This window comes from Pantoea sp. X-Soil-TKNS-1207, assembly GCF_059730485.1.
In genome coordinates, this window is record NZ_AP035958.1 from 3,151,072 (window position 1) to 3,177,943 (window position 26,872).

The window sequence follows — 26,872 nt, forward strand, 5'->3', positions numbered from 1 at the left end:
CCGATGCGTCAGCGCTGCTTTATAATCCCGCGCTCTTAACAAGGTTTTTTACCGTGATAGTTAAACGCCCCGTAACCCGTACCATTGCCCGCGCGCTAAGCGCCATCGTGCTGCTTTCGCTGCTGACCTCCGGGCTGGCGCTGATGACGCTCTCCAGCAGTTTGCGGGATGCCGAAGCGGTCAATATCGCCGGGTCGCTGCGTATGCAGGTTTACCGCCTCGCCTGGGACAGTACCCGCGATCCGCAACAGCTGGCGTACCATGGCCTGCTTTATCAGCAAACGCTGGATTCCCCGGCGTTAAGCGATCTCGATCGCCCGTGGGTGCCGATTGAAGTCCGTAATCGCTATCGCTACCTGCGTGACAGCTGGCCGGATTTGCAACATCGTCTGCAACCGACACGCGTAGAAATTTATCAGCAGCAGGTGGCGAGCTACGTCAGCGAAATCAATCGCTTTGTGCTGGAAGTGCAGCATTACGCCGAACTGAAAATGCATCTGGTGGTCGCCAGCAGCCTGTTTGGTTTTCTGGCGATTGTCGGGCTGGCGCTGTGGACCATTCGTTTTATCCGCCGCAACGTGGTAGGGCCGCTCAATTCTCTGGTCACCGCCAGCCAGTACGTCGAACAAACCCGATTTAGCTTTCCGCCGCTGCCGGTAATGCAGCCTACTGAACTTGGCGTGCTGGCGCAGGCCTTTACCGCGATGGCCTCGCGCCTGCAATCCCATTACCGCCTGCTGGAAGATGCGGTCGAGGAGAAGACGGAAAATCTGACCCAGGCCAACCGTATGCTGTCGTTGCTGTATGAAAGCTCGCAATTGCTGACCAGCAGCTCGCTCAATCCCGAGGTTTTTCAGGGCCTGCTGGAGCAGCTGCGACAGCGCGAAGGTTTTAGCGCGGTGGTGCTGGAAAGCGAAAACCAGACATTTCAGACCGGCTGCATCGATGATATCCAACCCTGGCAGCGGCTGGCGTTGCAGCAGGAAGAACAGCTGCTCGGCGAGTTGCGCTGGCAGTCGCCGCGCCCCGCCTCGTCGGAAGAACTGATGCAAAGCCTTGCCAATATGCTGGCCCGCGCGCTGTGGATCTGGCAGTCGCAGAAGCAGTATCAGCAAATGCTGCTGATTGAGGAGCGCGCCACCATTGCCCGCGAACTGCACGATTCGCTGGCGCAGTCGCTCTCTTTTTTACGTATTCAGCTCACGTTGCTGCGTCGCACCGTAGACGCCAGCCAGCCGCAGGCGCAAAGTATTATCAGCGAGTTTGATCGCGCGCTGGCCGAGGCTTATCAGCAACTGCGCGAGCTGCTGACCACCTTCCGCCTGACCATCGAACAGGCCGATCTGGTGGCCGCGATGCAGGCGATGATTGTGCCGTTGCAGGAGCAATCGCAGGCGGCCATCCAGTTTGATTATCAACCCGGACTGCAAAGCCTTGATGCGCAGCAGCAGGTCCATGTGTTGCAGATTGCGCGCGAGGCGTTGTTGAATGCGATTCGCCACGCTGGCGCGCAACAGATTCGCATCTGCTATCAGCGTGTTGCTGATGAAGACCATCTGCTGATCATCGAAGACGATGGCAGCGGCATCCGCAGTGTTGAAGAACCGCCCGGCCACTATGGTCTGACGATCATGGCAGAACGCGCCGCGCGCCTGTCTGGCACGCTGCTGATAACCCCGCAGGAACGTGGCACGCGCGTCACTTTGCGTTTCCCGCCGCGCCCGGCGCACCTGCTGGAATAACGCAATATCCTAATCAATGGACTGTTTACTGGAGAGAATATGGACCAGCCAACCCTGACAATCATGATAGTGGATGACCACCCACTGATGCGCCGCGGCATCCGCCAGCTGCTGGCGCTTGAGCCGCAGCTGCATGTGGTCGCCGAAGCCAATAATGGTACTGAAGCGCTGGCCGAGGCCCGCCGCCTGGCGCCGGATGTCATCCTGCTCGATCTCAATATGAAAGGGATGTCCGGGCTGGATACGCTGAAGGCCTTGCGCAATGAGGGGATCGCCGCGCGCATTCTGGTGCTGACGGTGTCGGACGCGCGCAACGATGTCTATGCGATGATCGATGCCGGTGCCGACGGCTATTTACTCAAGGACAGCGAGCCGGAGCTGCTGCTGCAACAGATTTTGCTGTGCGCCAAAGGTGAAAACGTTTTCAGCGCAACGGTAGCCGACTACCTTGCCTTTCGCCCGCAGAGCGCCAATCCATTCCGCCAGCTCACCGAACGTGAACTGGATGTGTTGCAGGAAGTGGCGCGTGGGTTGTCGAATAAAGAGATTGCTGCCACCCTGCATATCTCGGAAGAAACCGTGAAAGTTCATATCCGTAATCTGCTGCGTAAGCTTGAGGTACGTTCACGCGTGGCCGCCACCGTGCTGTGGCTGGAACACCGTAACGTCTAGCACATCACATCATACCGTCGGGACATTTACACTTTCTCCATAATTTCTCCACGATTCTCTAATTTGCGCCGCGTAGAGTAAGCTACGGCAGGAGATGTCCCGAGATAGCGTTTCCACTCCGCCAGCGTGAAACCGCGATGGGTTCACGCTTCTGATAATAAAAGTAAAAAATACGCAGCTGAGGAGTGTCGGTTCCATGTCGAATTTTTTTATCGACCGCCCCATTTTTGCCTGGGTTCTGGCGATTCTACTTTGCTTATGCGGCACACTGGCGATCATCTCGCTGCCGATTGAGCAATATCCCGACCTCGCGCCGCCTAACGTGCGCATCACCGCCAACTACCCCGGTGCCTCAGCGGAAACGCTGGAAAACACCGTCACCCAGGTTATCGAACAGAATATGACGGGCCTCGATAACCTGATGTATATGTCCTCCAACAGCAGCAACACCGGTCAGGCACAAATCACCCTCACCTTCACCGCTGGCACCGACCCGGACGAAGCACGCCAGCAGGTGCAGAATCAGCTACAAACTGCCCTGCGGCAATTGCCCGCAGCGGTACAGTCACAGGGCGTAACGGTTAATAAAACCGGTGACAGCAACATTTTGATGATTGCGTTTGTCTCTACCGACGGAAGTATGGACAAACAGGATATTTCAGATTATGTCGCCAGTAACATTGAGGATCCGCTCAGCCGTATCGATGGTGTGGGTGAAGTCGATGCCTACGGTTCGCAATATTCCATGCGTATCTGGCTCGATCCGAACAAACTGAACGCTTACGCGCTGACCACCGATGATGTGGTGACCGCCATTGAATCGCAGAACGCGCAGGTGGCTGTCGGCCAGTTGGGCGGATTACCTTCGGTGGAGAAGCAGTCGCTCAATGCCACGGTCAACGCCCAGTCGATGCTGCAAACCCCGGAACAGTTCAAAGCCATTACGCTGAAAACGAATCCCGATGGTTCCGTGGTGACGGTGGGTGATGTCGCGGATGTGACGATGGGTGCCGAGAAATACGACTATCTCAGCCGCTACAATGGCCAGGCCGCGTCGGGCCTTGGTATCAAGCTGGCCTCCGGCGCCAACGAAATGAACACCGACAAACTGGTGCGCGCCCGCGTTGCCGAGTTGTCGCAATACTTCCCGCACGGTCTGGAAGCGAAAATCGCCTACGAAACCACCCCCTTCGTCAAAGCGTCTATCACCGATGTGGTGAAAACGCTGCTCGAAGCGATCCTGCTGGTGTTCCTGGTGATGTATCTGTTTATGCAGAACTTCCGGGCGACGCTGATCCCGACCATCGCGGTGCCGGTGGTGCTGCTCGGTACTTTTGCGGTGTTGTATGCCTGCGGCTACAGCATCAATACCCTCACCATGTTTGCTACCGTGCTGGCGATTGGTCTGCTGGTGGATGACGCCATCGTGGTGGTGGAAAACGTCGAACGTCTGATGAGTGAGGAGGGACTCTCGCCGCGCGCCGCCACACGTAAATCGATGGGACAGATTCAGGGTGCGCTGGTCGGCATCGCGCTGGTACTTTCGGCGGTATTTGTGCCCATGGCCTTTTTCGGCGGTACCGTCGGCGCGATTTACCGCCAGTTCTCCATTACCATCGTCTCCGCAATGATACTGTCGGTGCTGGTGGCGTTGATCCTCACGCCTGCGCTCTGCGCCACGCTGCTTAAGCCGCTGGAGCAAGGCCAGCATCATGGCCGTCGCGGCTTTTTTGGCTGGTTTAACCGCCATTTCAACGCCAACGCGGAGCGCTATGAACGTGGCGTCGCGCGTATTCTGGTCAATAGCGGCCGCTGGATGCTGCTCTATCTGGCGATTATTGGCGTGATGGCGTTTATGTTTATCCACCTGCCAACCTCGTTCCTGCCGCAGGAGGATCGCGGCGTCTTCCTGACGCAGGTGCAGCTCCCGGCCGGTTCCACATTGCAGCAAACCTCGAATGTGGTGGCTAAGGTGGAAAAATATTATATGACGGCCGAGAAAGATAATGTGCTGTCGGTGTTTTCCACCATCGGTGCTGGTCCTGGCGGTAACGGTCAGAACGTGGCGCGTATGTTTATCCGCCTGAAGGCCTGGGAGGATCGTCCGGGAGCCGATCGTACCTCCTTTGCCATCATCGACCGCGCCACTAAGGCCTTCCGTAAAATCAGAGAAGCCAACGTTATCGCCAGCAGCCCGCCTGCGATTACCGGTCTTGGCAGCTCCTCCGGTTTTGACCTCGAATTGCAGGACCATGGCGGGATTGGTCATACGTCATTGATGGCAATGCGCGATAAATTACTGGACGAAGCGGCGCACGATCCGGCGTTATCACGCGTCCGTCATAACGGTCTGGACGATAGCCCGCAGTTGCAGATTGACGTTGACCAGCGCAAAGCGCAGGCGCTGGGGGTTTCGATGGATACCATCAATGACACCCTGACCACGGCCTGGGGTTCAACCTATGTGAATGACTTTATCGACCGGGGGCGCATCAAGAAAGTTTATGTGCAGGCCGCGCCGGAATTCCGCATGTTGCCAGGCGACATCAACAAATGGTTTGTGCGCAACAGCAGCGGCACCATGGTGCCTTTCTCGGCCTTCGCCACCAGCCGCTGGGAAGTGGGTTCGCCACGACTGGAGCGTTATAACGGCTACTCTTCGCTGGAGATCGTTGGTGAAGCGGCGAACGGCGTCAGTAGCGGTACGGCTATGGATGCGATGGAAAAACTGGTCAGCCAGCTGCCTTTGGGCATCGGCTTCCAGTGGACCGGTGCCTCGTATCAGGAACGTCTCTCCGGCTCGCAGGCGCCAGCGTTATATGCCATCTCGCTGCTGGTGGTGTTCCTGAGTCTGGCGGCATTGTATGAGAGCTGGTCGATTCCGTTCTCGGTGATGCTGGTGGTACCGCTCGGCGTGGTGGGTGCGCTGCTCGCCACCTGGCTGCGCGGGCTGGAAAACGATGTTTATTTCCAGGTGGGCTTACTGACGGTCATTGGCCTGTCGGCCAAGAACGCCATCCTGATCGTGGAGTTCGCTAACGAGATCAACAGCAAAGGCCGTGAGCTGATCGATGCCACGCTGGAAGCTTCCCGCCAGCGTCTGCGCCCGATCCTGATGACGTCGCTGGCGTTTATCTTCGGCGTGTTGCCGATGGCCATCAGCGCGGGTGCCGGTTCCGGCAGCCAGCACGCCGTCGGTACTGGCGTGATGGGGGGAATGATCTCCGCCACCGTGCTGGCCATCTTCTTTGTTCCGCTGTTCTTTGTGCTGGTGCGTCGTCGCTTCCCGCTGAAAGAGAAGCCACACGATTAACCGTTAAGGTAAAAAAAGGCAGCCGGGTTAGTGGCTGCCTTTTTTATTTGCTTTGGTAAGAATCACAGCAAGTTGGGGATTGCCCTGCTTTTCCTTCTGCGTGCTACTTGCGTAACATCGCGTCAATGAATTCTTTCCAATTCCCCAGTTCGGTGTCGACCATAATACCCTCTCTTATTGTGCTGGCGATTTTACGCCGTTTTTTTCTGCAGGTGAATACGCTTCCACCTGTTATCACTATCGGCAAAAGAGGGAAAAAGCATCAATTTGTTTAAATTGCGTACTGACGCACACTTCAGCAACCCGTTAACGAAACAAGGAAAAAGTGCCAAAGGTGACGCGTAGCACATTTTACCGCTTAGGATAAATCTGATCATGCTTATGATGCGGCGGGCAATTATTCCGAACGTTAATGAAACCGTTTACTGGTACTAAAGGCGGAGAGGAAGAGGCAGGAAAAGCAACTTCCGGGGAGGCTCCCCCGGAAGTCAGGTGGGACAATCAGAAACGGTCGAGATTCATCACTTTGGTCCAGGCGGCCACAAAGTCATGCACGAACTTCGCCTGGCCGTCGCTGCTGGCGTAGACTTCCGCCAGCGCGCGCAGGATGGCGTTTGAACCGAACACCAGGTCAGCACGGGTGGCGCTGAACTTAACCTCGCCGCTGCTGCGGTCGCGTCCTTCGTACAGCCCTTGCGCCTGATCGACGGCTTTCCATTCGTGGCGCATATCGAGCAGATTGACGAAGAAGTCATTGCTCAGTACGCCCACCCGGTCGGTAAACACGCCGTGTTCGCTGCCATCAAAGTTGGCACCCAGCACGCGCAGTCCTCCCACCAGCACGGTCATTTCCGGGGCGGTTAAGGTCAGCTGTTGCGCTTTGTCGATCAGCTGCGTCTCTGCCGTCTGCGTGGTGCCCGGACGCTGATAGTTGCGGAAACCGTCATAACCCGGCTCCAGCAAGGCAAACGCCTCGGCATCGGTCTGCTCCTGAATGGCATCCACGCGTCCCGCCCTGAACGGCACATTAACCGCTACATTGGCAGCCCGCGCAGCCTGTTCAACGCCCACCACGCCTGCCAGCACAATCACATCGGCCAGCGAGGCTTTGCCCGACGCCTGTTGAATCGCCTGCAACTTCGCCAGTGGCGACAGCACGCTGGCATTCACATCCCAGCCATTCTGCGGCACGAGCGCCAGACGGGCGCCGTTGGCACCGCCACGTTTGTCACCGCCACGGAAGGTTGATGCCGAAGCCCAGGCCACCGAAACCAGCTCGCCTGGCGTCAGGCCAGCATCGGCAATCGCCGCTTTCAGGTTTTCGATATCGGCGGCGGTCGGGTTGTGCGACGGTGCTGGCAACGGGTCCTGCCAGATCAGGGCTTCTTTCGGCACTTCCGGCCCTAAGTAGCGGGCAATCGGCCCCATATCGCGGTGGGTCAGCTTGAACCACGCGCGGGCAAAGGCTTCATTAAACGCCTGCGGATTGTTGAGGAAACGACGCGAGATTTTCTCGAATTCCGGGTCAAAACGCAGCGTCAGGTCAGTCACCAGCATGGTGGGTTTGCGTTTTTTCGCCGGGTCGAACGGGTCAGGAATGATTTCCGCGGCATCAACCGCTTCGTACTGGATCGCGCCTGCCGGGCTATGGGTTTTCACCCACTCATATTTGAACAGGTTCTCGAAGAAGTAGTTGCTCCACTGGGTTGGCGTTTGCGACCACACCACTTCCAGTCCGGAGGTGATGGCATCTGCGCCGACGCCGCTGTTGTAGCTGCTTTGCCAGCCGAAGCCCTGCGCCTCCAGCCCCGCGGCTTCCGGTTCTGCGCCCACATGGCTGGCAGCACCGGCACCGTGGGTTTTACCCAGCGTATGACCACCGGCAATCAGCGCGACGGTTTCTTCATCGTCCATACCCATATTGCCAAAGGTGGCACGGATGGCCGGTGCGGCAGAAGCCGGATCGCCGCTGGCGTTCGGACCTTCCGGGTTGACGTAAATCAGCCCCATTTCGGTCGCGGAGAGCGGATTTTTCGCCAGCGCTTCAGGATGGCGATGCGCCAGCCAGGTTTTCTCGTCGCCCCAGTTCACATCCTGATCCGGTTCCCAGACATCTTCACGTCCGGCGCCAAAACCAAAGGTGCGGAAACCGGCATTTTCCAGCGCGACGTTACCGGCGAGGATATAGAGATCCGCCCAGGAAATTTTCTGACCATATTTCTGTTTGACTGGCCACAGCAGGCGGCGGGCCTTATCCAGGCTGACGTTGTCCGGCCAGGAGTTAAGCGGAGAAAAACGCTGCTGACCGCGACCGGAACCACCACGACCATCGGTCATACGGTAGGTTCCCGCGCTGTGCCAGGCCATACGAATGAACAGGCCAGCATAGCTGCCCCAGTCGGCTGGCCACCAGGGTTGCGAGTCGGTAAGCAGCGCTTTCAGATCGGTTTTCAGGGCATAGTAGTCGAGCTGGCTGAACGCTTCGCGATAGTTGAAGTTTTCACCGAGGGGATTCGAACGATTGGAGTGCTGATTCAGTAAATCCACGCGCAGGTGGTTAGGCCACCAGTCGCGGTTATTGGTACCGCCACCCGCCGCCGGTAATACCGCTTCCTGATGAAAAGGGCATTTGGCTGGGGTTGTTTCGTTTGAATTGCTCATGTTGCTCTCCGCTTTTTTAATTTGCGACTAGATTAAAACACCTCAATTGATAGGTAATACTCGTTTAGATCAAACGATTTGATAGTTATTATCTTTTCATCGGGTCAGGCAACGCGGGATCGCCCTAAATGCTGCTATTAACCCCGCTGGCAACCTTGTTACAATTCCCGCCCGGCCTGGTATCTGTGCTCTGACCGGGCAGCGGCTGACCACGCAATCCATCTTTACGCTAAAAGAGTAGCCAAATACTATGTTCCAGCTCTACGGCATTAAAAATTGTGACACCATTAAAAAAGCCCGCCGATATTTAGAGGATTCCGGCATTGCTTATCGCTTCCATGATTACCGCGTAGATGGCGTGGATGACGCGTTGTTGCAATCGTTTATCGATCGACTGGGTTACGAGCCGCTGCTCAATACGCGCGGTACCACCTGGCGCAAGTTGCCGGAAGCGGAACGCGCAGCGGTGCAGGATGCCGACAGCGCCAAAGCCATCATGCTGGCTCAGCCTGCGGTGATTAAGCGTCCGGTATTAGCGGCAGCGAATGGTGACCTGCTGGTCGGCTTTAATGAATCCCTTTATCACGCGTTTATCCAGGAGAAGTCATAACATGTTCTGTCCGGTTATTGAGCTGGCTCAGCAGCTGATTCGCCGCCCTTCCCTCAGCCCGGATGATGCGGGTTGTCAGGCGCTGCTGATTGCCCGACTGGAGGCCATTGGCTTCAGCGTAGAGCCGATGAACATTGGCGACACGCAGAACTTCTGGGCAACGCGCGGCCAGGGCGAAACCCTGGCGTTTGCTGGTCACACCGACGTGGTGCCGCCGGGCGATGCCAACCGCTGGATCAACCCGCCGTTCGAACCCACGATTCGCGATGGCATGTTGTTTGGTCGTGGCGCCGCGGATATGAAAGGCTCGCTGGCGGCGATGGTAGTGGCGGCGGAACGCTTTGTTGCAGCGCATCCCAGCCATAAGGGTCGCCTGGCGTTTCTCATCACCTCCGACGAAGAAGCCAGCGCCGCCAACGGGACGGTAAAAGTGGTGGAGCGCCTGATGGCGCGGAATGAACGTCTGGATTACTGCCTGGTTGGCGAACCGTCCAGCACCGAAGTGGTGGGAGATGTGGTGAAAAATGGTCGTCGCGGTTCAATCACCGCGAACCTGACCATTCACGGCGTGCAGGGCCATGTCGCCTATCCGCACCTCGCCGATAACCCGGTGCACCGCGCAATGCCAGCCTTAAATGAGCTGGTGGCGACCGAGTGGGATCAGGGCAATGAATACTTCCCCCCGACCAGTATGCAGATTGCCAACGTGCAGGCGGGTACCGGCAGCAACAACGTTATTCCCGGCGAATTTTTCGTGCAGTTCAATTTCCGCTTTAGCACCGAGCTGACCGACCAGATGATTCGCGAGCGCGTCGCTGCGCTGCTGGATCGCCATCAGTTGCGCTACACCCTGGAGTGGAAACTTTCCGGCCAGCCGTTCCTCACCTCACGCGGTAAACTGGTGGATGCCGTGGTAAATGCTGTGGCGCACTATAATGAAATCAAGCCGCAACTGCTGACCACGGGCGGCACCTCCGACGGACGCTTTATTGCCCGCATGGGGGCGCAGGTGGTGGAACTGGGTCCGGTGAATGCCACCATTCATAAAATCAATGAATGCGTGAAGGCGTCAGATTTGCAGATGCTGAGTCGCATGTATCAGCGCATTATGGAACAGCTGATCGCCTGACAGCACGCATAAGGAGCAGGCAATGGAATGGTTGAAAGAGTATTGGTGGGTCCTTGTGATCGTTCTGATGGTGGGAGTTCTGATGAACGTCTACAAAGATCTGAAGCGTATCGATCACAAAAAATTTATGGCCAACAAGCCGGATTTGCCGCCGCATCGCGACTTTAATGATAAGTGGGATGATGACGACAACTGGCCGAAGAAAAAATAATTTCTGCGGCCGTCTGCCTCTGCCCGGTGCGCATAAATGCGCACCCTACACGTAGGGTCGCCATTTATGGCGACCGTTTTGCTACGCGCACCCTGCAATGTTTACACCATCATCACCACATCATCATCGCCCGGTTTGGCACCGCTGAGCGCTTCGTCGAAATAGCGGCGCGGCACGGTATAACGCAGATGATTGAGCGCCAGCTGCATACCGCGATCGTCAATCGCATGAGGCAGATCCTCAACGATATCCAGCGTCACATCCCCACCCAGCGCGGTTAAACGTTGCGCCGCTTCTTCGGCGTGATGCATCGGGATCTGATCGTCATACTCGCCGTGAATCAGATGGATGGTGGTGCGGGTGCTGGCGCGCTCCGGCAGCGTCACGTAGCGCCCGCTAAATGCCACCACTCGCCCGGCCAGATCCGGCTGCGCTTTCACCCCTTCCAGCACCATGGTGCTGCCCTGCGAGAACCCCACCAGCGCCGTGGCATCCGGTCGTACCCCGCTTTGCTGCTGCCAGTGACGCACTGATTCAACAAACTCCGGCAGCGCCGCATTAACGCCCTGCTGTTCGGAGCGATCGTGCGCCGGAATTTCGGCGAACCATTTACGGCCCTGAGGAACGTTGCCCGGCAACGGGGCGCCAACCGCCACCACCTGCGCTTCCGGGAAGGCTTTCGCGAACCAGCTGCCAATTTGCGCCATTGAGTCTGGATTATCGTTCACCCCGTGGTACAGCAGAAACAGCTGAGCGGGATCGGTGTCTGGTTGTTGAACAATCACATAATGTAGTGCCATAAGATCCTCCTGCCATCACTATACGCCGCTGCTGACGCAGTGATATTGGGAAAATTTGAACGAGATAATGGATTTATTGCAACGAAGCAGGCTGTTCATCGAATTGACTTAGCGCCTCAGCAACCTCGCTGCGCAGCTGCGCAATCAGCGCTTTACGCCCGCTGATCCCGGCCTGTTGCGCCACCTGGTTCAGCGGTTGTTTTTGTCTAAGTATGGCGTACAGCAGCGGCAGCGACAGTTCCGGCTGTCGCACCAGCCGTTGCAGGGCAGGCAGACTCGCCTCATACGGGCGCTGCGCCCAGGCGAAACCGGCCAGCAGCGCCAGGTCATCGAGGTTGAGGTGTTGAGCGTCCTCATTCGCCAGCGGCATATCCAGATCGATGATCTGTTGCAGCCACGGCCAGTCACGAGCCAGCCGCTGCGCCGCCCGCTGCTGCAACGCTTCTGCCGCAGGCGTCAACGCCAGCATCGCCATTGCCGCGTAACAACCGCTGCTGGCTTCCCGCTGCGAACCGATGCGTACCAGGGTGAAGCCGCAACGCTGCCAGAAACGCCACAGCGTCCCGGTATAGCCAAAACTGACCGAGAGATAATCGCAGCCCTCCGACTGCTGGCGCGCGGCGGCCACCAGCGCCGAGCCTGTGCCGCGCTGACGCTGTGCCGCCATCACCGCGATGCGGCTGATGCGTCGCGAACGCAGCGTCGCGGCTTGCGGGAAGCCCGCATGGGCCGCCAGCGATTGCGCCACCAGATTGCCGCGTGGACGGCGTTCGCCCGCCCACACCGACCACGCCAGATCCTCATCCAGCCCGCCCTCATCCACCAGCCACAATGCGCCCTGCACCCGGTCCGGCGTACCGGCCAGCCAGAAATGCATACCCGGCGCATCCATCATGCGCCGTAAATCGAGCGGCGAAGTTCGATAGTGGGCGCTGGCTAACAGGCGATAACCTGCCGCCAGCGCCTCTGGATGCTGCGCGGGCGAGGCGGCAAATAAGCTGATCTCCGACGCTGCCGCCGTCTCCTGCGCATCCTCAAACAGCAAGGCGTGGCTCAGCCAGCTTTCCAGCGGGTCCTGCGGCGACCAGCGCAGCGGTTCATCCAGTGCGAAGTGATGCACTTCAGGCAGGCTGGCGCAGAAGCGCAGCATAAAACCGCGTCCGGTGCCTTCATAACCCTGCACCGTGGTGGTCAGCAACACGCGCGGAAAACGCGCCACCAGCTGTGACAACAGCGGCGCGGGAATGGCCGCTGCCTCATCAATAATCAGCCATTGCGCATCAGGAGGCGTAGCGAGCGCCAGCAGCGCGTCCGGGGCGATAAACCGAAAATGTTCTCCGGCAAAGTTTGCCAGCACTGCTGTGGAAACTTTGGCCGGTGCGGTCACCAGGCAGTGACGATTTTGCTGTGCCAGCATCCCGGCCAGCGCCGACTTACCGCGCCCGCGCGCCGCAGTGATCACCGCCACCCCGGCGGGCATGGTCAGCAGCTGTTGCAGGATCGCCTGTTGCTGCTGAGGCGCCTGGCAGTGCCAGTCGGGCAGCGTGAGGGTTGCCGGTTCACGGGCCGGATGGTGTTCACGCAGCAGCAGGATGCTGGCATCGTTCAGCATCAGCTGTTGCAGTCGGCGGGTAAACCAGGGCGTGGCGATCGGTTGCGCGACATCCGCCCAGCGCAGGCTATCGACATCTGGCCGGGCGGCCCAGTCATGCCAGGGTGGCGTGAGTAATAACAGCCAGCTGCCCGCTTTGAGCGTGCCCGCCAGCGCGGCAAAGGCTTCGGCATGAAAGCCGGCGCGCGCATCGAAAATCGCATGATGGAATTCGCGTCCCAGCAGGGTACGCAGCGCCGCTGGGGCACAGGAGTGAGGGGACAGATCGGTCGCATCGCTGAGGGTCAGCCAGTCTCCCGGCAAGGTTGCGCGCCATGCAGTCGCCTGCTGACGCGCCCAGTCACTGCCGCCGCTGATCACCGCCAGACGGCGGATGCCTGCCCGCTGCATCGCCGCGCTGATATCAGGCAGATTCATCCGTTAGCGGCGAAGGTGTTGCATTGCCCTGGGTTACCGCTGTCGAAACCGCGTTTGAACCAGGTGTAACGCTGCTGTGAGGTGCCGTGGGTAAAGCTATCCGGCACCACCCGTCCCTGGCTTTTCTGTTGCAGGCGGTCATCGCCAATCGCTTGCGCGGCATTCAGCGCCTGCTGCAAATCCCCCACTTCGAGGATGTTTTGCTGCTGCATATAGTAGCCCCAGACACCGGCAAAGCAGTCTGCCTGCAACTCCATCTTCACCGAAAGCTGATTGATCTGCGTCTGGCTGGCGCCCTGCTGCATCTGGCGCACCTTAGGTTCAATACCCAGCAGTTTCTGCACATGATGGCCCACTTCATGGGCGATGACATAGCCCTGGGCAAAATCACCGCCCGCGCCAAGTTTGGTTTTCATCTCATCGTAAAACGACAGATCGATATACACGGTTTGATCCGTTGGGCAGTAGAACGGTCCCATCACCGACTGACCGGTACCGCAACGGGTTTGGGTAACCCCGCGATACATCACCAGCTTCGGCGGCACATATTGTTTGCCCATCTGCTGGAATAGCTTGTCCCAGGTATCTTCGGTGGTGGCAAGGATCACTTTAGTGAATTTCGCCGCTTCATCCTGGGCAGGCGTCACATGGCGCTGCTGCTGCGTGGTCGACGTCAGGCTGCTGTTGCCTTCCAGCAAGGCTGTCAGGTCATATCCGTAATAACCGGCGACGGCCACGATGATCAACAGAATGATGCCGCCTTTACCGCGCGGCAGGCGAATTTGCCGTCCGCCGCCATAGCCTGGCGATTGATCGCGTCGATCTTCCACATTGTCGCTTTCGCGACGCCCTTGCCAGCGCATGGCCTGCTCCTGTTTTCTTCATTATCGGCTTTGCATGATTTTAGTTGGCGGCAGGGGGAAGTACCAGCGTTGCGGTGCAGGGGTGAGAGAGCAGGTCGCCATAAATGGCGGCGGGGGCATGTATCAAAACGGTCGCCATAAATGGCGACCCTACAGCAGTTGTAGGGTCGGGATTCATCCCGACCGTGCCAATAATTGCACGAAACAAGATGACGGGATTCATCCCGACCATGCTAATTACGGCAAATTAGTCGAGTTTCACACCCAGACGGTGCGCCACTTCTTCGTACGCTTCGATCAGGCCACCCAGGCTCTGACGGAAACGGTCTTTGTCCATTTTGTCCATGGTCTCTTTGTCCCACAGACGTGCGCCGTCTGGCGAAAACTCATCGCCCAGCACCACTTCACCTTTGAACAGGCCAAACTCCAGCTTGAAGTCCACCAGGATCAGACCGGCGTCATCAAACATTTTGCTCAGCACGTCGTTGGCTTTGTAGGTCAGCTCGCGCATACGCGCCAGATTCTCTTTACTCACCCAGCCAAAGGTTTCGCAGTAAGATTCGTTGACCATTGGGTCGTGTTTGGCGTCATCTTTCAGGAAGAGATCAAACAGCGGTGGATTGAGCAGCATACCCTCTTCCACGCCCAGACGTTTTACCAGTGATCCTGCCGCACGGTTGCGCACCACGCACTCCACCGGCACCATCTCCAGCTTTTTCACCAGCGCTTCGTTATCCGACAGCAGCGCTTCCATCTGGGTCGGAATGCCCGCTTCCTGCAATTTGGTCATGATGAAATGGTTGAACTTGTTGTTCACCATCCCTTTGCGATCAAACTGCTCGATTCGTGCACCGTCTCCTGCTGACGTATCGTTGCGGAATTCAAGTACCAGCAGATCCGGATTGTCGGTGCTGTATACGGTTTTCGCTTTACCGCGATACAACTCAGCTCGCTTTTGCATCTTGTTAACTCCAAACATGAAAGAACCCGTATTCGCAGCGGTTGTCCGCTGCGGCGCTGGTAATACGCAATCGTTTACCTCGCCGGGCGCTATTATGCCAAAAACTCAAAAAAAAGGCCGGATATTCTCCGGCCTGAGGCAATTTATTTGTTCAGTGCGCCCTGCATCACCGCCACCAGCGCATCATTCTGCGACTGGGTCAGCACATGACCTTTAGGATCAATGAACTGCAGACTGCTGCGGTTGTCGAGATCGCCGACCTGCAATTTGTAATCGCCGTTCGGTAAGCCCGGATCTTTCGCACCGATATCATCCCACGCGCCGCTGCCCGGCTGCTTGTAGGTGACGTTCAGGCTACCCTGCGAGCGGTTGCTGTCGGTCACTTCCATGCCTGCGCGTTTCAGCGCAGCTGGCAGACGCTGCCAGGTCAGGTTAAACGGCGAGCGCAGAATCAACAGCGGCAGACCGGTATCATCGGCACCACTCTGCACCGCAATCTGGCCTACGCCACGACCAGCGGCCGCATCCTGCGCAGCGCTATCGATCTTATCCAGACCGGTACTGATGTCGTTCAGCATCTGCGCGGTATAACGCTGGATTTGCACCGGCGCGGTTACGGTTTTGCCCTGCTGTTGCAGTTCCAGCAGACGTACCGTCAGCACCTGTTGGTAGCTCTGGTTCTGCACGCTGATCTGGTAACGACCACGGTACTGGTTGTCTTCATCCGCACGGTTCCACTGCACCCAATCCGTGGTCAGCTGCTGGGCAGCATCGTCACGCTGGGCAATCGGGAATTTGTACGACTGCGCCACGTTAACCACCTGAGACCAGATGGAACCACGGCTGCTTTCGATCGCCAGCACGCCGGTATTACCGGTGAACTGCGCGCGCGTACCGTTCATCAGTGCCAGCGGCTGGGCTGGCGGACGGATATCCAGCTCTTTGCCGACTGCGCCTTTAGCGACTGTGTGCGGTACATCATAATCACCATTCTGCAAAGGCAGAATCATGCCCGCCGGGGCTTTTAAATCATGCAGTTCAGGCGCCTGCAGGTAAGATTCATCACCGCTGACCTGGCGCTTATAACGCTGATCGCTGGAACAAGCTGACAGCAGCACCAGGGTGGAAAGGCCCACCACCGTTGCCAGCGTCGAGCGCTTAACTGAATAACTCATTGATTCTCCCTAATTATCGCAGACCCGCTTTGATCAGTGCCTGCGCCGTTTTAGCCTGACCAGCTTCGGTCAGCGGCGTCATTGGCAAACGCAGCGTGTCATCCGCGATTAATCCTAGCTGTTTCGCGGCCCATTTCACCGGGATAGGATTCGGTTCACAGAAAAGCGTCTGGTGCAGGTGCATCAGACGCTGATTCAGGCGACGCGCTTCGGCGAAGTTGCCCTGCTGCGCCAGTGCGCATAGTTCAACCATTTCACGTGCCGCAATGTTGGCCGTGACCGAAATAACGCCTTTGCCGCCCAGTTGCATGAAGTCAAGCGCAGTGCCGTCATCGCCACTCACCAGGATGAATTCATCATCAACCAGCTCTTGGATCTGACTAACACGAGATAAGTTCCCGGTTGCCTCTTTGATTCCGATAATATTTTTGATTTCGGCCAGACGGGCAACGGTTTCCGGCAGCATGTCGCAACCAGTACGTGAAGGTACGTTGTAGAGCATCTGCGGCAGATCGGTGCTTTCCGCAATCGCTTTAAAGTGCTGGAACAGTCCTTCCTGAGTCGGACGGTTGTAGTAAGGCGTCACCGTCAGGCAGCCGACTACGCCGGTGCCGGTAAAGCGTTTAGTGAGAGAAATCCCCTCAGCGGTGGCGTTAGCGCCGGTTCCGGCAATCACCGGAATGCGGCCATCGGCCAGTTCGAGGGTCATCATCACCACTTCGCCATGTTCTTCATGGCTAAGGGTGGCAGATTCGCCGGTGGTGCCAACAGAAACAATCGCCGCGGTGCCGCTGGCGACATGATAATCAATCAGTTTTTTCAAACTCGCGCGGCAGACATTGCCTTTGTCATTCATTGGCGTAACGAGCGCAACAATACTTCCGGTGAACATGGGCGATCCCCTCGACAAACAAGTGCTTCATGGTACGTTTTACGTTGAGGGAAAAGCAAGCGAGCCAAGCCATTCCGGCGCTTGTCAGCAGTTTTTTTTATGTTTACCTTATGGTTATTAGCGAACACACAGGAAATGCCATTTTGTCGCAGCCACAGCCTCACCATCTGGTGATCACCGCATTGGGCGTTGATCGTCCGGGTATCGTGAATACCATCACCCGCCATGTCAGCAGCTGCGGCTGCAATATTGAAGACAGCCGTCTGGCGATGCTCGGTGACGAATTCACCTTTATTATGCTGCTCTCCGGAAGCTGGAATGCCATTACCCTGATTGAATCCACCCTGCCGATGAAAGGCGCAGAGCTGGAATTGCTGATTGTGATGAAGCGCACCAACGCGCGCGCCACACCGCCGATGCCCGCCACCGTCTGGGTACAGGTTGAAGTGCCGGACTCACCGCATATCATTGAACGCTTTACAGATTTATTCGATAAACATCAGATGAATATCGCCGAGCTGGTGTCCCGCATTCAACCGGCGCAGGCTGGCGTACCGCCCACGCTGTATATTCAGATGACCGCGCACAGCCCGGCCAGTGCGGAAGGTGCCAGCATCGAACCGGCGTTTAATCAGCTGTGCCGGGAACTGCATGCGCAGGGTACCATTCGTTTGTATAGCGTCCCGGATGATGTCACCAGCGTCTCCTGAGGGCACTGATCCGACTTCCGGGTTATTTCGCCACACACTCTGCCTTTTTGGGTAAACAGTGTGCTGAAATAACCCTGAAGGTAAACTCCACCTGGCACTTTTGGCCCTGATGGTGTATTACCCACAGCATGAAGAAAAAAATGGAGAGTTGTGATGAATCCACTGAAAGCCGGTGACACCGCACCGAAATTTAGCTTGCCCGATCAGGATGGCGAACAAGTAAATTTGGCCGACTTCCAGGGACAGCGCGTTCTGGTCTATTTCTATCCGAAAGCCATGACGCCGGGCTGCACCGTACAGGCCTGCGGCCTGCGCGACAACATGGATGAATTGAAAAAAGTGGGCGTGGAAGTGCTGGGCATCAGCACTGACAAGTCTGAAAAGCTATCGCGCTTTGCTGAAAAAGAGCTGCTGAACTTTACGCTGCTGTCTGATGAAGATCATCAGGTCTGCGAACAGTTTGGCGTCTGGGGTGAAAAATCCTTTATGGGTAAAACCTATGACGGCATTCACCGCATCAGCTTCCTGATTGATGGTAACGGCAAGGTGGAGAAGGTGTTCGACGACTTCAAAACGTCTAACCACCACGACATCGTGCTGGATTATCTGCAATCTGCCTGATAGTGACGGGTGCGCACTGCGCGCCCGTTATTCGCGTTAACCAATCAGCGTCTCTTCCGGCCAGGCGTGCACCACCGCTTTGATCAGGGTCGCCAGCGGAATCGCGAAGAATACGCCCCAGAAGCCCCACAACCCGCCGAAAATCACCACCGATAAGATAATCACCAGCGGATGCAGATTGACCGCTTCCGAGAACAGAATCGGCACCAGCACGTTGCCATCCAGCCCCTGAACCACCAGATAAACGATAAACATGGTCCAGAAATCGCTGCCCAGTCCCCACTGGAACATTCCCACGCCAATCACCGGGATAGTCACCAGCATCGCGCCGATGTAGGGGATCAGCACCGAGATACCCACCAGCACCGCCAGCAGCAATGCGTAGTTAAGGCCGAGCAGCAGAAACGCCAGCCAGCTCACCACGCCCACCGCCACCATCTCCAGCACTTTGCCGCGAATGTAGTTGGTGATTTGCTGATTCATCTCCTGCCACACCACGCCCGCCAGCCCGCGATTGCGCGGCAGCACGCGACGCACGGCATTAAGCATCTGCTCTTTGTCCTTCAGCAGGAAGAACACCATCAGCGGCACCAGCACCAGATAGATCATCAGCGTCATCAGGCCGACCAGCGACGCCAGCGAATACTTCACCAGCGACTCACCCAATCCGGTCAGACGGCTGCGCAGGTTCTCAACGATGATATCGATGATACCGGCATCCACCAGCGCCGGATAACGACGCGGCAGCCCGGCGGCATACAGATAAAGTTTGTTGAGCATATTGGGCAGGTCGCGGGTGAGGTTGATGCCCTGCTGCCACGCCACCGGCGCGACAATCAGCACCATCACCAGCAGGATACCGGCGAACAGCACCAGCACGATGCTGGTTGCCCAGGTGCGGCCGCACCCGGCGCGTTGCAGACGCACCGTCGGCCACTCCAGCAGGTAAGCCAGCACCACCGCAACCAGCAGCGGGGCCAGCAGGCCGCTAAAGAAGAAGAGGATGCAGAACGCCGCCAGCAGGATAGCCACCAGGCCAATTGCCTGCGGATCGCTAAAGCGACGTCTGTACCATTGAATGAGTAAAGCCAGCATACCTTTCCTTCCCTGAGGTCAAACGGGATGACGATTGTACTGAATTTCCCGCTGATGAACAGGGCAGGTTTAGCGTGTGATGCTGCTGACCAGGGCATCCTGCCCGACAATCATCACGCAGTTGCGCCCGGCATTTTTTGCCTGATACAGCGCAGCATCCGCCTGCTTCAGCGCCAGTTCCTGCGCACCGTTGTCCGGCAGCCAGCAGGCGATACCCACCGAGATGGTGATATTCCCCACCGTCTCAATCCTGCCTTCGGCAATGCTTATGCGGACCCGCTCGGCAATGACGCGCGCTTCTTCAGCAGAGGTGGCCGGCAGCAGCATCAGAAACTCTTCGCCGCCGTTACGGCACACCACGTCAGTCTGCCGCGCGCTGCTGCTCAGGGTTTTCGCCACCTGTTTGATCACCTCGTCACCAATGTCGTGACCGAAGTTATCGTTGACCCGTTTAAAGTGATCGATATCCAGCGCCAGCACCGCAAACGGCTGCCGCATGGCGAGGAAATAATCCAGCACCGCGCTGAGGCCGCGCCGGTTAAGCAGATTGGTCATCGGATCGGTCTGCACTTCAGATTTCAGTCGACCGATTTTGTCCTGCACCAGGCCGATGCCGGTCAGCATCGCGCGTTTGACCTGCGCCGCTTCAAAGTACCAGGCACGGATGCCGCCAATCTCGCCGGACACGCTTTGGGTATCCATCTGGCTGGCTTTACGCGCCAGCTGCCACAGCGGCAGGGCAATCAGGCGAGACAGAATCACCGCCACCAGCAAGGTTAACAGCGCAAACGGCACCGAGTTTTTCAGCACTTTCAACAGCAGCCCGGAGAGCGGCGCCAGAGTGACGTCGGTGGGTTTTAGCGCCACCACCATCCAGCCGGTGGTCGGCACAATGGCGTAACCGGCCAGTTTGTCGGTGCCCTCTTCCGTTACCTGCAACGAACCGTTTTTCCGATCCTCACGCTGGCGATCGCTGATAATGCCCGGCACGCTTTTACCAATCAGCTGGCTATTCTGGTGATACAGCACCTGATTGTTGCGATCCAGCACGTAGACATGGGTGCCATCACGATAAAATTGCTCGCCCAGCAGCGCATTCAGAATGCTTTTCTTTTTCAGATAGATGGTGCCGCCGACATAGCCAAGGTAGCGTCCCTGACTGCTCCAGATCGGCCAGGAGACAAACACAATCAGGTTATTGGCGGCGGAAATGGTGGGTTTACTCACCATCGGCTGACGTTGCGCCAGCGCTTCGCGTGAGGCCTGGCTGGTAAGCTGCATCCCTTTCAGCATCAGCGATTCCGGCGAAATGGCTTTGACGATGCCTTCGCTGTCTACCACGGCCACCGAGTTAAAGCTGCTGGTCTGCTCGCGCAGGCGATTCACTTCCTGCTGCGCCAGATCGTTGTTGTCAAAATCTTTGCCCAGCTGAGTTGCGCTGTAGTGCAGCTGCGATTGAGCCAGCTGAAAAAAGACTTCGGTGGTGGCCGCCAGTTTAGTGGCGTAGGCGCGATTGGCTTCGAGCGTGCTCTCGATCAGGACCATACGTTGTACGCGCCATGTGGCGTACAGGGCGTTGGCAAGCGTGATAACAATACTGGTGATCGCCAGCAGCGTGATCAGCGTGCGCAGATCGGTTTTTGGCCGCATACGCATTAACATAGCGTGGCCGCCATGAAGGTTCTGTTCATAATTCGTGTGCCTGACAATATTGTTATAGTTGGACGTACTTACCCTGGTGAGGTAACAGCAGATTGTACACCCACAACCCAATTTGAGCACGAAGCAACCTGTCGGCACACGTAAAGTTTTGCGTTTATCTGGCGCTAATTTAATCAATCAACCCATTAGCATCATAAAAAGGAAACGGACCTGGATAATCGCCAATCGCGCACAGATGGGTGGTCATCCCCTGCTGCGGATGCCAGCGGTGCAGCAGAAAACCGGGCGGCTCCAGCACAAAATTGGCTGGTCCATTTTCAGACAAATCAAAGGCGACCTGATGCGATACGCCCGGCGCGGTGCAGGCCAGGGTACCGGCGAATCGCGTCTGAATGGTACGATGCAGATGGCCGCTGAGTACGCGTTCCACCTGCGGATGCTGGCGAATCACCGCCGCCAGCGCGTGCGGATTGCGCAGCGGCTGCTTATCCATATGGCCGATGCCGGTGATAAACGGCGGATGGTGCAGCAGCACCAGCGTCGGCAGGTGCGGCGCGTGATGCAGCTGTTCATCCAGCCACGCCAGCTGCGCTTCATCGACATATCCCCACGGCTGATGCGGCACGCTGGAATCGAGCGCCAGCAGCTGCAAGCCCCTGATGTGGGTCTGCCAGTGCAGGGTTTCACCGCGTTGCAGATAGGCGTGATCCGGGAACGCAGCGCGCAGCGCCTGGCGATCGTCATGGTTGCCCGGCATCAGCAGATACGGCAGCTGCAAATGCGTCAACGCCTGGCGCAGGGTTTGATACTCCTCCGCCAGACCAAAATCGACCAGATCGCCGGTGATCACCACCACATCGGGCCGTGGTTGCAGCCGGTTCAGCGTCGCAATCACCCGCAGCAACGCCGCCTGGGTATCCACTTTTTTATATGACAGGCGACCCTGCGCCTTGATATGTAAATCGCTGATTTGCGCAATCAGCGTCATTGCTTCAGACAATCTTTATTCCTCAGGAAGCAGAAAATTGTAGGGCGGCGTCCTGCGCCAGCGACCAGCTCACCGGTTGTCCGGCGTGCCAGGCTTCACGCGCATGGCGATCCACCTGAATTGGAGCCGCAAGGCCGATATCAATCATCAGCCGCTGCGACGCGCCGAGAAAGGTGCTGGCGACGATAAAACCCTGACGCGAATAGCGGCTGTCGCTGGCGAGCAGCACATCTTCCGGGCGGCAAAAACGGTGCGGATTTCCGCGCTCATCGACATCAACACAGTTAATCGCCCCGACAAAATCGGCGACAAACTTTGACGCCGGATGCTGGTAAATACGCTGTGGCGTATCGATTTGCACCAGACGCCCCTGTTCCATCACCGCGATACGATCGCCAAGCGCCATCGCTTCCTGCTGATCGTGGGTGACGTAGACTGCGGTGATCGCCAGCTGCTTAAGCAGCGCGCCAATCTCCAGCCGCAGGCGATCACGCAGGCGCGCATCGAGCGCCGCCAGCGGTTCGTCGAACAGCAGCACTTTAGGACGCGCCGCCAGCGCACGGGCCAGTGCCACTCGCTGCTTTTGCCCACCGGAAAGTTTGTCGATGCTGCGCTGCGCCAGCGCGGTGAGGTCCACCAGCGCCAGCATCTCGCGCACCCGCGCTTCTCGCTCGGCACGCGGTACGCCCTGCACTTTCAGGCCGTAGGCGACGTTGTCCGCCACGTTAAGATTGGGGAACAGCGCGTAGTTCTGGAACACCATCCCGACGTTACGTTTCTCAATCGGCAGATCGGTGACGTTGCGTCCGTCGAACCACACTTCGCCCCCGGCATCACAGCGTTCGAGGCCGCTGATAATGCGCAGCGTGGTGGTTTTCCCGCAGCCGGAGGGACCCAGCAGCACCAGGGTCTCTCCGGCATTCACCGTCAGTTCCAGCGGATGCAACGCCAGATGGTGATGAAAGCGACGCGAGCAGTTGTGAAGCTGAACGGTTACGGCAGCGTTGTTCATGCCGGCTCCTTGTTTTGGCGCGCAACCGCGCGGTTGAGCCACTGATTGACGGCGTTAAGCAGCAGCAACAGCGGCAAAATCATCAGGATAAAAATCAGGGTGTAGGCCGATCCCACTTCCAGCCGCATCGAGGCATAGCTATCGGCCAACCCCACCGGCAGGGTTTTGGTCAGCGGCGTGTGCAGCATCCAGGTGATATTGAATTCACCCACCGACAGGGTGATGACCATAAAGGCACCGGCCAGAATGCCGTTGCGGCAGTTGGGCACCACCACGGTAAAGAAACGCTGCCAGAAGCCAGCACCGAGGCTGGCGGAGGCCTCTTCCAGGCGTGGCATATCCACCGCCTGCATCACCGCCAGCACCGGCCGCATCATAAACGGCAGGGTAAACAGTACGTGACCGATCAGGATAAACAGCCAGCTGTCGCGCAGGGCGGAGAACTGGCCATATAACAGAATGATGCCAAGCGCCGTCGCCAGGCCGGGCAGCGCCACCGGCAGCATCAGACACTCTTCAATCCGCGCCGCCCAACGTCCCGGCGCTTTCAGCAAGCCCCAGGCAGCCGGTACGCCAATCACCAGCGTCACCAGCAGGCAGCACAGCGCAATCAGCAGCGACAGCCAGAAGGTAGCGGCGTACATCTGCCACACCTGCTCTACCCACTTCAGCGTCAGACCGCTGCGCAGGCCGATAAAATAGTTGTTGGTCACGCCCGCCAGCATCGACAGCACCACCGGCACGATCATAAACAGCGCGGTTAACGTGGTGACCAACAGTTGCAGGGTAAAGAGTCCACGACGTGTCATGCCGCCTCCTGATTCGCACGCTGCGCCAGACGGCGTGTCAGCGCCAGCGCCAGCCAGGCCACGCCGCCCATCACCACTGACAGCGCAGCGGCGGTCGCGAAGTTGGCGTAGTTGGTAAACTCGCCATAAATAGTCAGCGGCAGCACCGCCAAATCAGTGCCGAGGGTAAACGCGGTGCCAAACGCCCCCATGCTGGTGGCAAAACATAAAGCGCCGGTGGAGAGCAGCGCCGGTTGCAGACCGGGGACAATCACATCCCAGATGATGCGCCACTGGCTGGCCCCGAGCGAACGGGCCGCTTCTTCCAGCGAACGGTCGAGCTTTTCACTCGCCGCCACCAGCGTGACGATGGCGCGTGGCAGCGAAAAATAGAGATAGCCGATAAACAGCCCGATAAGCGAATAGGCCAGCGTCCAGCGCTGATGCACCAGGCTCATACTGATCTGCGCCAGTAAGCCCTGCCGCCCCGCCAGCATCACCACCAGGAAACCCACCACCACGCCAGGAAAGGCCAGCGGAAAGGTCAGCAACGCCAGCAAAGTGCCGCGACCGGCAAAACGCTGACGCGCAAGAAAACAACCGACAATGGCGGCGATCACCAGCGTTGCCAGCGTCACCGCCAGCGACAGCAGCACGGTATTGCCCAGGCTCAGCAGATATTGCGGCTGACTGATCACCGTCCAGTAACCGCTGTGCTGCGTGGTGCGGTCCGCCTGCATACCGATTTGCAGCAACCGGGCAAACGGCAGCAACCAGAAAGCACAAAAGAACAGCAGCGCGGGCAGCGTCAGCCACAGCCAGCGGCTGCCGGGCCGCTTACGCGTCTGGCGGCGCGTGGCCGCCAGGGTGTCAGACATCGACATTAATGGATCTCACTCAGATAACGGGCGGAGAAACCTTTCTGCGCATCCGCCATCTGTTGGTAATCAACGGTGCGCGCACGGGCGTAATCGCTGTCCGGCAGGAAGTATTTTTTCGCCTCCGGCGACATAGCGGCGGTACGCACCGGACGCAGGAAGGCGTTGGCCCAGATCGCCTGCCCTTTGTCCGACAGCACGTAATCAATCACTTTTTTGCCGTTGGCTTCATGCGGCGCGTTCTTCACCAGGCTGATGACATACGGCACCGTCACCGTGCCCTCCTGCGGGATAACAAAGGCGACGTTGGCATGGTCTTTATATTTGGCGCGATAGGCGTTGAAGTCGTAGTCGAGCAGAATCGGGATCTCGCCGGAAATCAGACGCGCGTAAGCAGTCTGCTTCGGCACAATCGGCTGATTCGCCTGCAATTTTTTGAACCAGTTCAGGCCCGGCGTGAAGTCGTGCAGATTGCCGCCCATCGCCTGGTTGACTGCCACCGCCGCCACGTAGCCGACAAAAGCGCTGGCCGGGTCGAGATAGCCGATCATGCCTTTATATTCCGGCTTCAGCAGGTCATTCCAGGAGTGCGGAATCGGCGCGCCGCCCAGTGCATCAACGTTCACCATAAAGCCCATGGTGCCGGAGTGCAGCGCCACCCATTTACCGTTCGGGTCTTTCATTCCGGCCGGGATCTCATCCCAGTGCTGCGGTTTATAGCTGGCGATGACCCCGGCGCTGTCCGCCTGGATGCCAAAACTGACGCCGTAATAAACCACATCTGCCACCGGATTGCCCTGCTCCGCCACCAGCTGCGCCAGCGCCTGACCGGAGTTTTTGTTGTCCTGCGGCACCTGAATGCCGGTGTCTTTGGCGATGGCCTTAAGCTGGGTGCCCCAGTCGGCCCACTCCGGCGGACAGTTGTAACAGATGGCGTTATCCGCCGCCTGTGTCAGTCCGCTAATCAGCGAACCCACAGTCAGGGCTATCGCCCCGGCAATAATTTTTACTTTTTTATGGAGTTTCATGATGGTTCCCTGGTGGTGGCTTGAAACGAAGAATGCGGTGCAGCCACGCTTTCGCCCGGCCGCAGTCGATGCGCCAGCACACGGGTACCGCGGCTGGCCTGTTGTAAAAGCATATCGATGGCGCAGGCACCCAGCAGATCGCCAGGCTGAGCCACGCTCGCCAGTGACGGGGCGATTTGTTCACCGATATCGGTGCCATCAAAGCCCATCACCGAAAGCTGCTGCGGGATACGCACCCCGGCACGATGCGCCGCGCCAATCAGGCTGATCGCCAGCAAATCGTTGGTGCAAATCACCGCAGTCAGCGCCGATGCGCCCTGCAACTGTGGTCGCAGCAAGGCAAAGTCAGAATGGGTATGGCTGGGCATTTCAATAACCGGCAGCGCGGCCTGCTGCATGGCGTCGCAGTAGCCTTGATAACGCAGGCGGGCGCGATCGGATTGCAGCATCGGCCCGGCAATCATGCCGATGTGTCGATGCCCGAGTTGCAGCAGATAATCAGTGGCTTCACGCATGGCCTGGCGGTTATCCACGCACACCGCAGGCCAGTCGCTGTGCTGCGGCACGTTATGCGCCAGCACAAAGGGCATCTGCGCTGCGGCCAGGGTATTAAGTACTGCGCTGTTATCCGCATCGGCCACCGTCAGCACCAGACCGGCGACGCGCTGGCGCAGCATATGTTCGACAATCGCCGCTTCGCGCTCCGGCTGGTAATCGCTGGTGGCGACCAGCAGGCCAAAACCGGCGTGGCGCGCCTGACGCTCCATCGCCTGAAGCTGACGTGAGAAAATCGGGTTGAGTAAGGAAGGCAGCAGCACGCCCAGGGTCGTCGAGCTTTGCGTACGCAGCTGGCGCGCAATATGGTTTGGGCGAAAACCGAGTTGCTCCGAGGCCGCCAGCACCTTCGTTAAGGTATCCGGCCGCAGCAGATGGGGATCAGAGAAGGCACGGGCCGCCGTCGCGCGCGAGACGCCAGCCAGCTTTGCCACACTCAGTAAATCGGACATGTTCGCCTCGTTGGTTGCTAATGAG

Annotated in this window: 24 protein-coding genes; 8 read left to right on the forward strand and 16 right to left on the reverse strand. The window is 58.0% G+C overall.

The genetic code is table 11. From position 1 onward, the window contains the following. Positions 1-53: 53 nt before the first annotated feature. From narQ to acrD, 3 genes are all read left to right on the forward strand, one after another. Positions 54-1,742 carry a nitrate/nitrite two-component system sensor histidine kinase NarQ gene (gene narQ, locus AC6I8V_RS14700; protein WP_497842989.1) on the forward strand — a complete coding sequence of 563 codons (1,689 nt, stop codon included), beginning with the start codon at positions 54-56 and terminating at the stop codon, positions 1,740-1,742. Between the two features lie 39 nt (positions 1,743-1,781). After that, positions 1,782-2,414, forward strand: coding sequence for a response regulator (locus AC6I8V_RS14705; RefSeq protein ID WP_497842990.1), 633 nt, complete (start codon positions 1,782-1,784; stop codon positions 2,412-2,414). Positions 2,415-2,610: 196 nt separating this feature from the next. After that, positions 2,611-5,727 carry a multidrug efflux RND transporter permease AcrD gene (gene acrD / locus AC6I8V_RS14710; RefSeq protein WP_497842991.1) on the forward strand — a complete coding sequence of 1,039 codons (3,117 nt, stop codon included), beginning with the start codon at positions 2,611-2,613 and terminating at the stop codon, positions 5,725-5,727. Positions 5,728-5,830: 103 nt separating this feature from the next. Here acrD and ypfM read toward each other — a convergent pair whose 3' ends face one another. After that, on the reverse strand, positions 5,831-5,890 hold the full coding sequence (gene ypfM, locus AC6I8V_RS14715; protein WP_139810981.1) for a protein YpfM: 60 nt from the start codon (positions 5,888-5,890) through the stop codon (positions 5,831-5,833). Positions 5,891-6,228: 338 nt separating this feature from the next. Then, positions 6,229-8,388, reverse strand: a complete 2,160-nt coding sequence (katG, locus tag AC6I8V_RS14720) for a catalase/peroxidase HPI (protein WP_497842992.1) — start codon at positions 8,386-8,388, stop codon at positions 6,229-6,231. 250 nt (positions 8,389-8,638) lie between these two features. Here katG and AC6I8V_RS14725 point away from each other — a divergent pair, with 250 nt between their 5' ends. The 3 genes from AC6I8V_RS14725 to AC6I8V_RS14735 are packed head-to-tail and all read left to right on the forward strand — an operon-like array spanning position 8,639 to position 10,338. Beyond that, positions 8,639-8,998: an ArsC family reductase gene (locus AC6I8V_RS14725; RefSeq protein WP_497842993.1), complete on the forward strand. Its 360-nt coding sequence runs from the start codon at positions 8,639-8,641 to the stop codon at positions 8,996-8,998. Between the two features lies 1 nt (position 8,999). Further along, complete coding sequence (dapE, locus tag AC6I8V_RS14730) at positions 9,000-10,127, forward strand: succinyl-diaminopimelate desuccinylase (RefSeq protein ID WP_497842994.1); 1,128 nt, start codon at positions 9,000-9,002, stop codon at positions 10,125-10,127. 22 nt (positions 10,128-10,149) lie between these two features. Next, the gene (locus AC6I8V_RS14735; protein WP_497842995.1) at positions 10,150-10,338 is read left to right on the forward strand and encodes a YpfN family protein; all 189 of its coding nucleotides are present in this window, start codon (positions 10,150-10,152) and stop codon (positions 10,336-10,338) included. A gap of 101 nt (positions 10,339-10,439) precedes the next feature. Here AC6I8V_RS14735 and ypfH read toward each other — a convergent pair whose 3' ends face one another. The 6 genes from ypfH to dapA form a co-directional block, all read right to left on the reverse strand. Further along, the gene (gene ypfH / locus AC6I8V_RS14740) at positions 10,440-11,138 is read right to left on the reverse strand and encodes an esterase (RefSeq protein ID WP_497842996.1); all 699 of its coding nucleotides are present in this window, start codon (positions 11,136-11,138) and stop codon (positions 10,440-10,442) included. Positions 11,139-11,211: 73 nt separating this feature from the next. Next, positions 11,212-13,167 carry a tRNA(Met) cytidine acetyltransferase TmcA gene (locus tag AC6I8V_RS14745; protein WP_497842997.1) on the reverse strand — a complete coding sequence of 652 codons (1,956 nt, stop codon included), beginning with the start codon at positions 13,165-13,167 and terminating at the stop codon, positions 11,212-11,214. Beyond that, a complete protein-coding gene (ypfJ, locus tag AC6I8V_RS14750; RefSeq protein WP_497842998.1) occupies positions 13,164-14,030 on the reverse strand; it encodes a KPN_02809 family neutral zinc metallopeptidase in 867 nt (288 codons plus the stop codon). The genes AC6I8V_RS14745 and ypfJ overlap by 4 nt, the downstream gene beginning before the upstream one ends. 247 nt (positions 14,031-14,277) lie before the next feature. Next, positions 14,278-14,991 carry a phosphoribosylaminoimidazolesuccinocarboxamide synthase gene (gene purC, locus AC6I8V_RS14755; protein ID WP_013510031.1) on the reverse strand — a complete coding sequence of 238 codons (714 nt, stop codon included), beginning with the start codon at positions 14,989-14,991 and terminating at the stop codon, positions 14,278-14,280. A 143-nt stretch (positions 14,992-15,134) separates the two neighbouring features. After that, positions 15,135-16,166, reverse strand: coding sequence for an outer membrane protein assembly factor BamC (gene bamC / locus AC6I8V_RS14760; RefSeq protein WP_497842999.1), 1,032 nt, complete (start codon positions 16,164-16,166; stop codon positions 15,135-15,137). Between the two features lie 13 nt (positions 16,167-16,179). Then, positions 16,180-17,058, reverse strand: a complete 879-nt coding sequence (gene dapA / locus AC6I8V_RS14765; RefSeq protein WP_084876263.1) for a 4-hydroxy-tetrahydrodipicolinate synthase — start codon at positions 17,056-17,058, stop codon at positions 16,180-16,182. Positions 17,059-17,201: 143 nt separating this feature from the next. Between dapA and AC6I8V_RS14770 the strand changes: the two genes are divergently transcribed. Both AC6I8V_RS14770 and bcp read left to right on the forward strand, forming a co-directional pair. Next, a complete protein-coding gene (locus AC6I8V_RS14770) occupies positions 17,202-17,768 on the forward strand; it encodes a glycine cleavage system transcriptional repressor (RefSeq protein WP_497843000.1) in 567 nt (188 codons plus the stop codon). A 153-nt stretch (positions 17,769-17,921) separates the two neighbouring features. Beyond that, positions 17,922-18,389 carry a thioredoxin-dependent thiol peroxidase gene (gene bcp / locus AC6I8V_RS14775; protein ID WP_497843001.1) on the forward strand — a complete coding sequence of 156 codons (468 nt, stop codon included), beginning with the start codon at positions 17,922-17,924 and terminating at the stop codon, positions 18,387-18,389. 36 nt (positions 18,390-18,425) lie between these two features. Here the strand turns inward: bcp and AC6I8V_RS14780 are convergent, their stop codons facing one another. The 8 genes from AC6I8V_RS14780 to AC6I8V_RS14815 all read right to left on the reverse strand — a co-directional run bounded on the left by AC6I8V_RS14780 (position 18,426) and on the right by AC6I8V_RS14815 (position 26,847). Beyond that, complete coding sequence (locus AC6I8V_RS14780) at positions 18,426-19,484, reverse strand: AI-2E family transporter (RefSeq protein ID WP_497843002.1); 1,059 nt, start codon at positions 19,482-19,484, stop codon at positions 18,426-18,428. 69 nt (positions 19,485-19,553) lie between these two features. Next, entirely contained in the window at positions 19,554-21,146 is a 1,593-nt protein-coding gene (locus tag AC6I8V_RS14785; RefSeq protein WP_497843003.1) for a sensor domain-containing diguanylate cyclase, read from the reverse strand. Between the two features lie 169 nt (positions 21,147-21,315). Next, the gene (locus tag AC6I8V_RS14790) at positions 21,316-22,134 is read right to left on the reverse strand and encodes a phosphodiesterase (RefSeq protein ID WP_497845846.1); all 819 of its coding nucleotides are present in this window, start codon (positions 22,132-22,134) and stop codon (positions 21,316-21,318) included. Between the two features lie 22 nt (positions 22,135-22,156). Further along, the gene (locus AC6I8V_RS14795) at positions 22,157-23,146 is read right to left on the reverse strand and encodes an ABC transporter ATP-binding protein (protein ID WP_497843004.1); all 990 of its coding nucleotides are present in this window, start codon (positions 23,144-23,146) and stop codon (positions 22,157-22,159) included. Beyond that, positions 23,143-23,955: an ABC transporter permease gene (locus AC6I8V_RS14800; protein ID WP_497843005.1), complete on the reverse strand. Its 813-nt coding sequence runs from the start codon at positions 23,953-23,955 to the stop codon at positions 23,143-23,145. Before AC6I8V_RS14800 ends, AC6I8V_RS14795 begins: the two co-directional genes overlap by 4 nt. Next, the gene (locus AC6I8V_RS14805; protein ID WP_497843006.1) at positions 23,952-24,818 is read right to left on the reverse strand and encodes an ABC transporter permease; all 867 of its coding nucleotides are present in this window, start codon (positions 24,816-24,818) and stop codon (positions 23,952-23,954) included. Before AC6I8V_RS14805 ends, AC6I8V_RS14800 begins: the two co-directional genes overlap by 4 nt. Then, positions 24,818-25,840, reverse strand: coding sequence for an ABC transporter substrate-binding protein (locus tag AC6I8V_RS14810; RefSeq protein WP_497843007.1), 1,023 nt, complete (start codon positions 25,838-25,840; stop codon positions 24,818-24,820). The genes AC6I8V_RS14805 and AC6I8V_RS14810 overlap by 1 nt, the downstream gene beginning before the upstream one ends. Then, the gene (locus AC6I8V_RS14815) at positions 25,837-26,847 is read right to left on the reverse strand and encodes a LacI family DNA-binding transcriptional regulator (RefSeq protein WP_497843008.1); all 1,011 of its coding nucleotides are present in this window, start codon (positions 26,845-26,847) and stop codon (positions 25,837-25,839) included. The genes AC6I8V_RS14810 and AC6I8V_RS14815 overlap by 4 nt, the downstream gene beginning before the upstream one ends. Between the last annotated feature and the right edge of the window lie 25 nt (positions 26,848-26,872).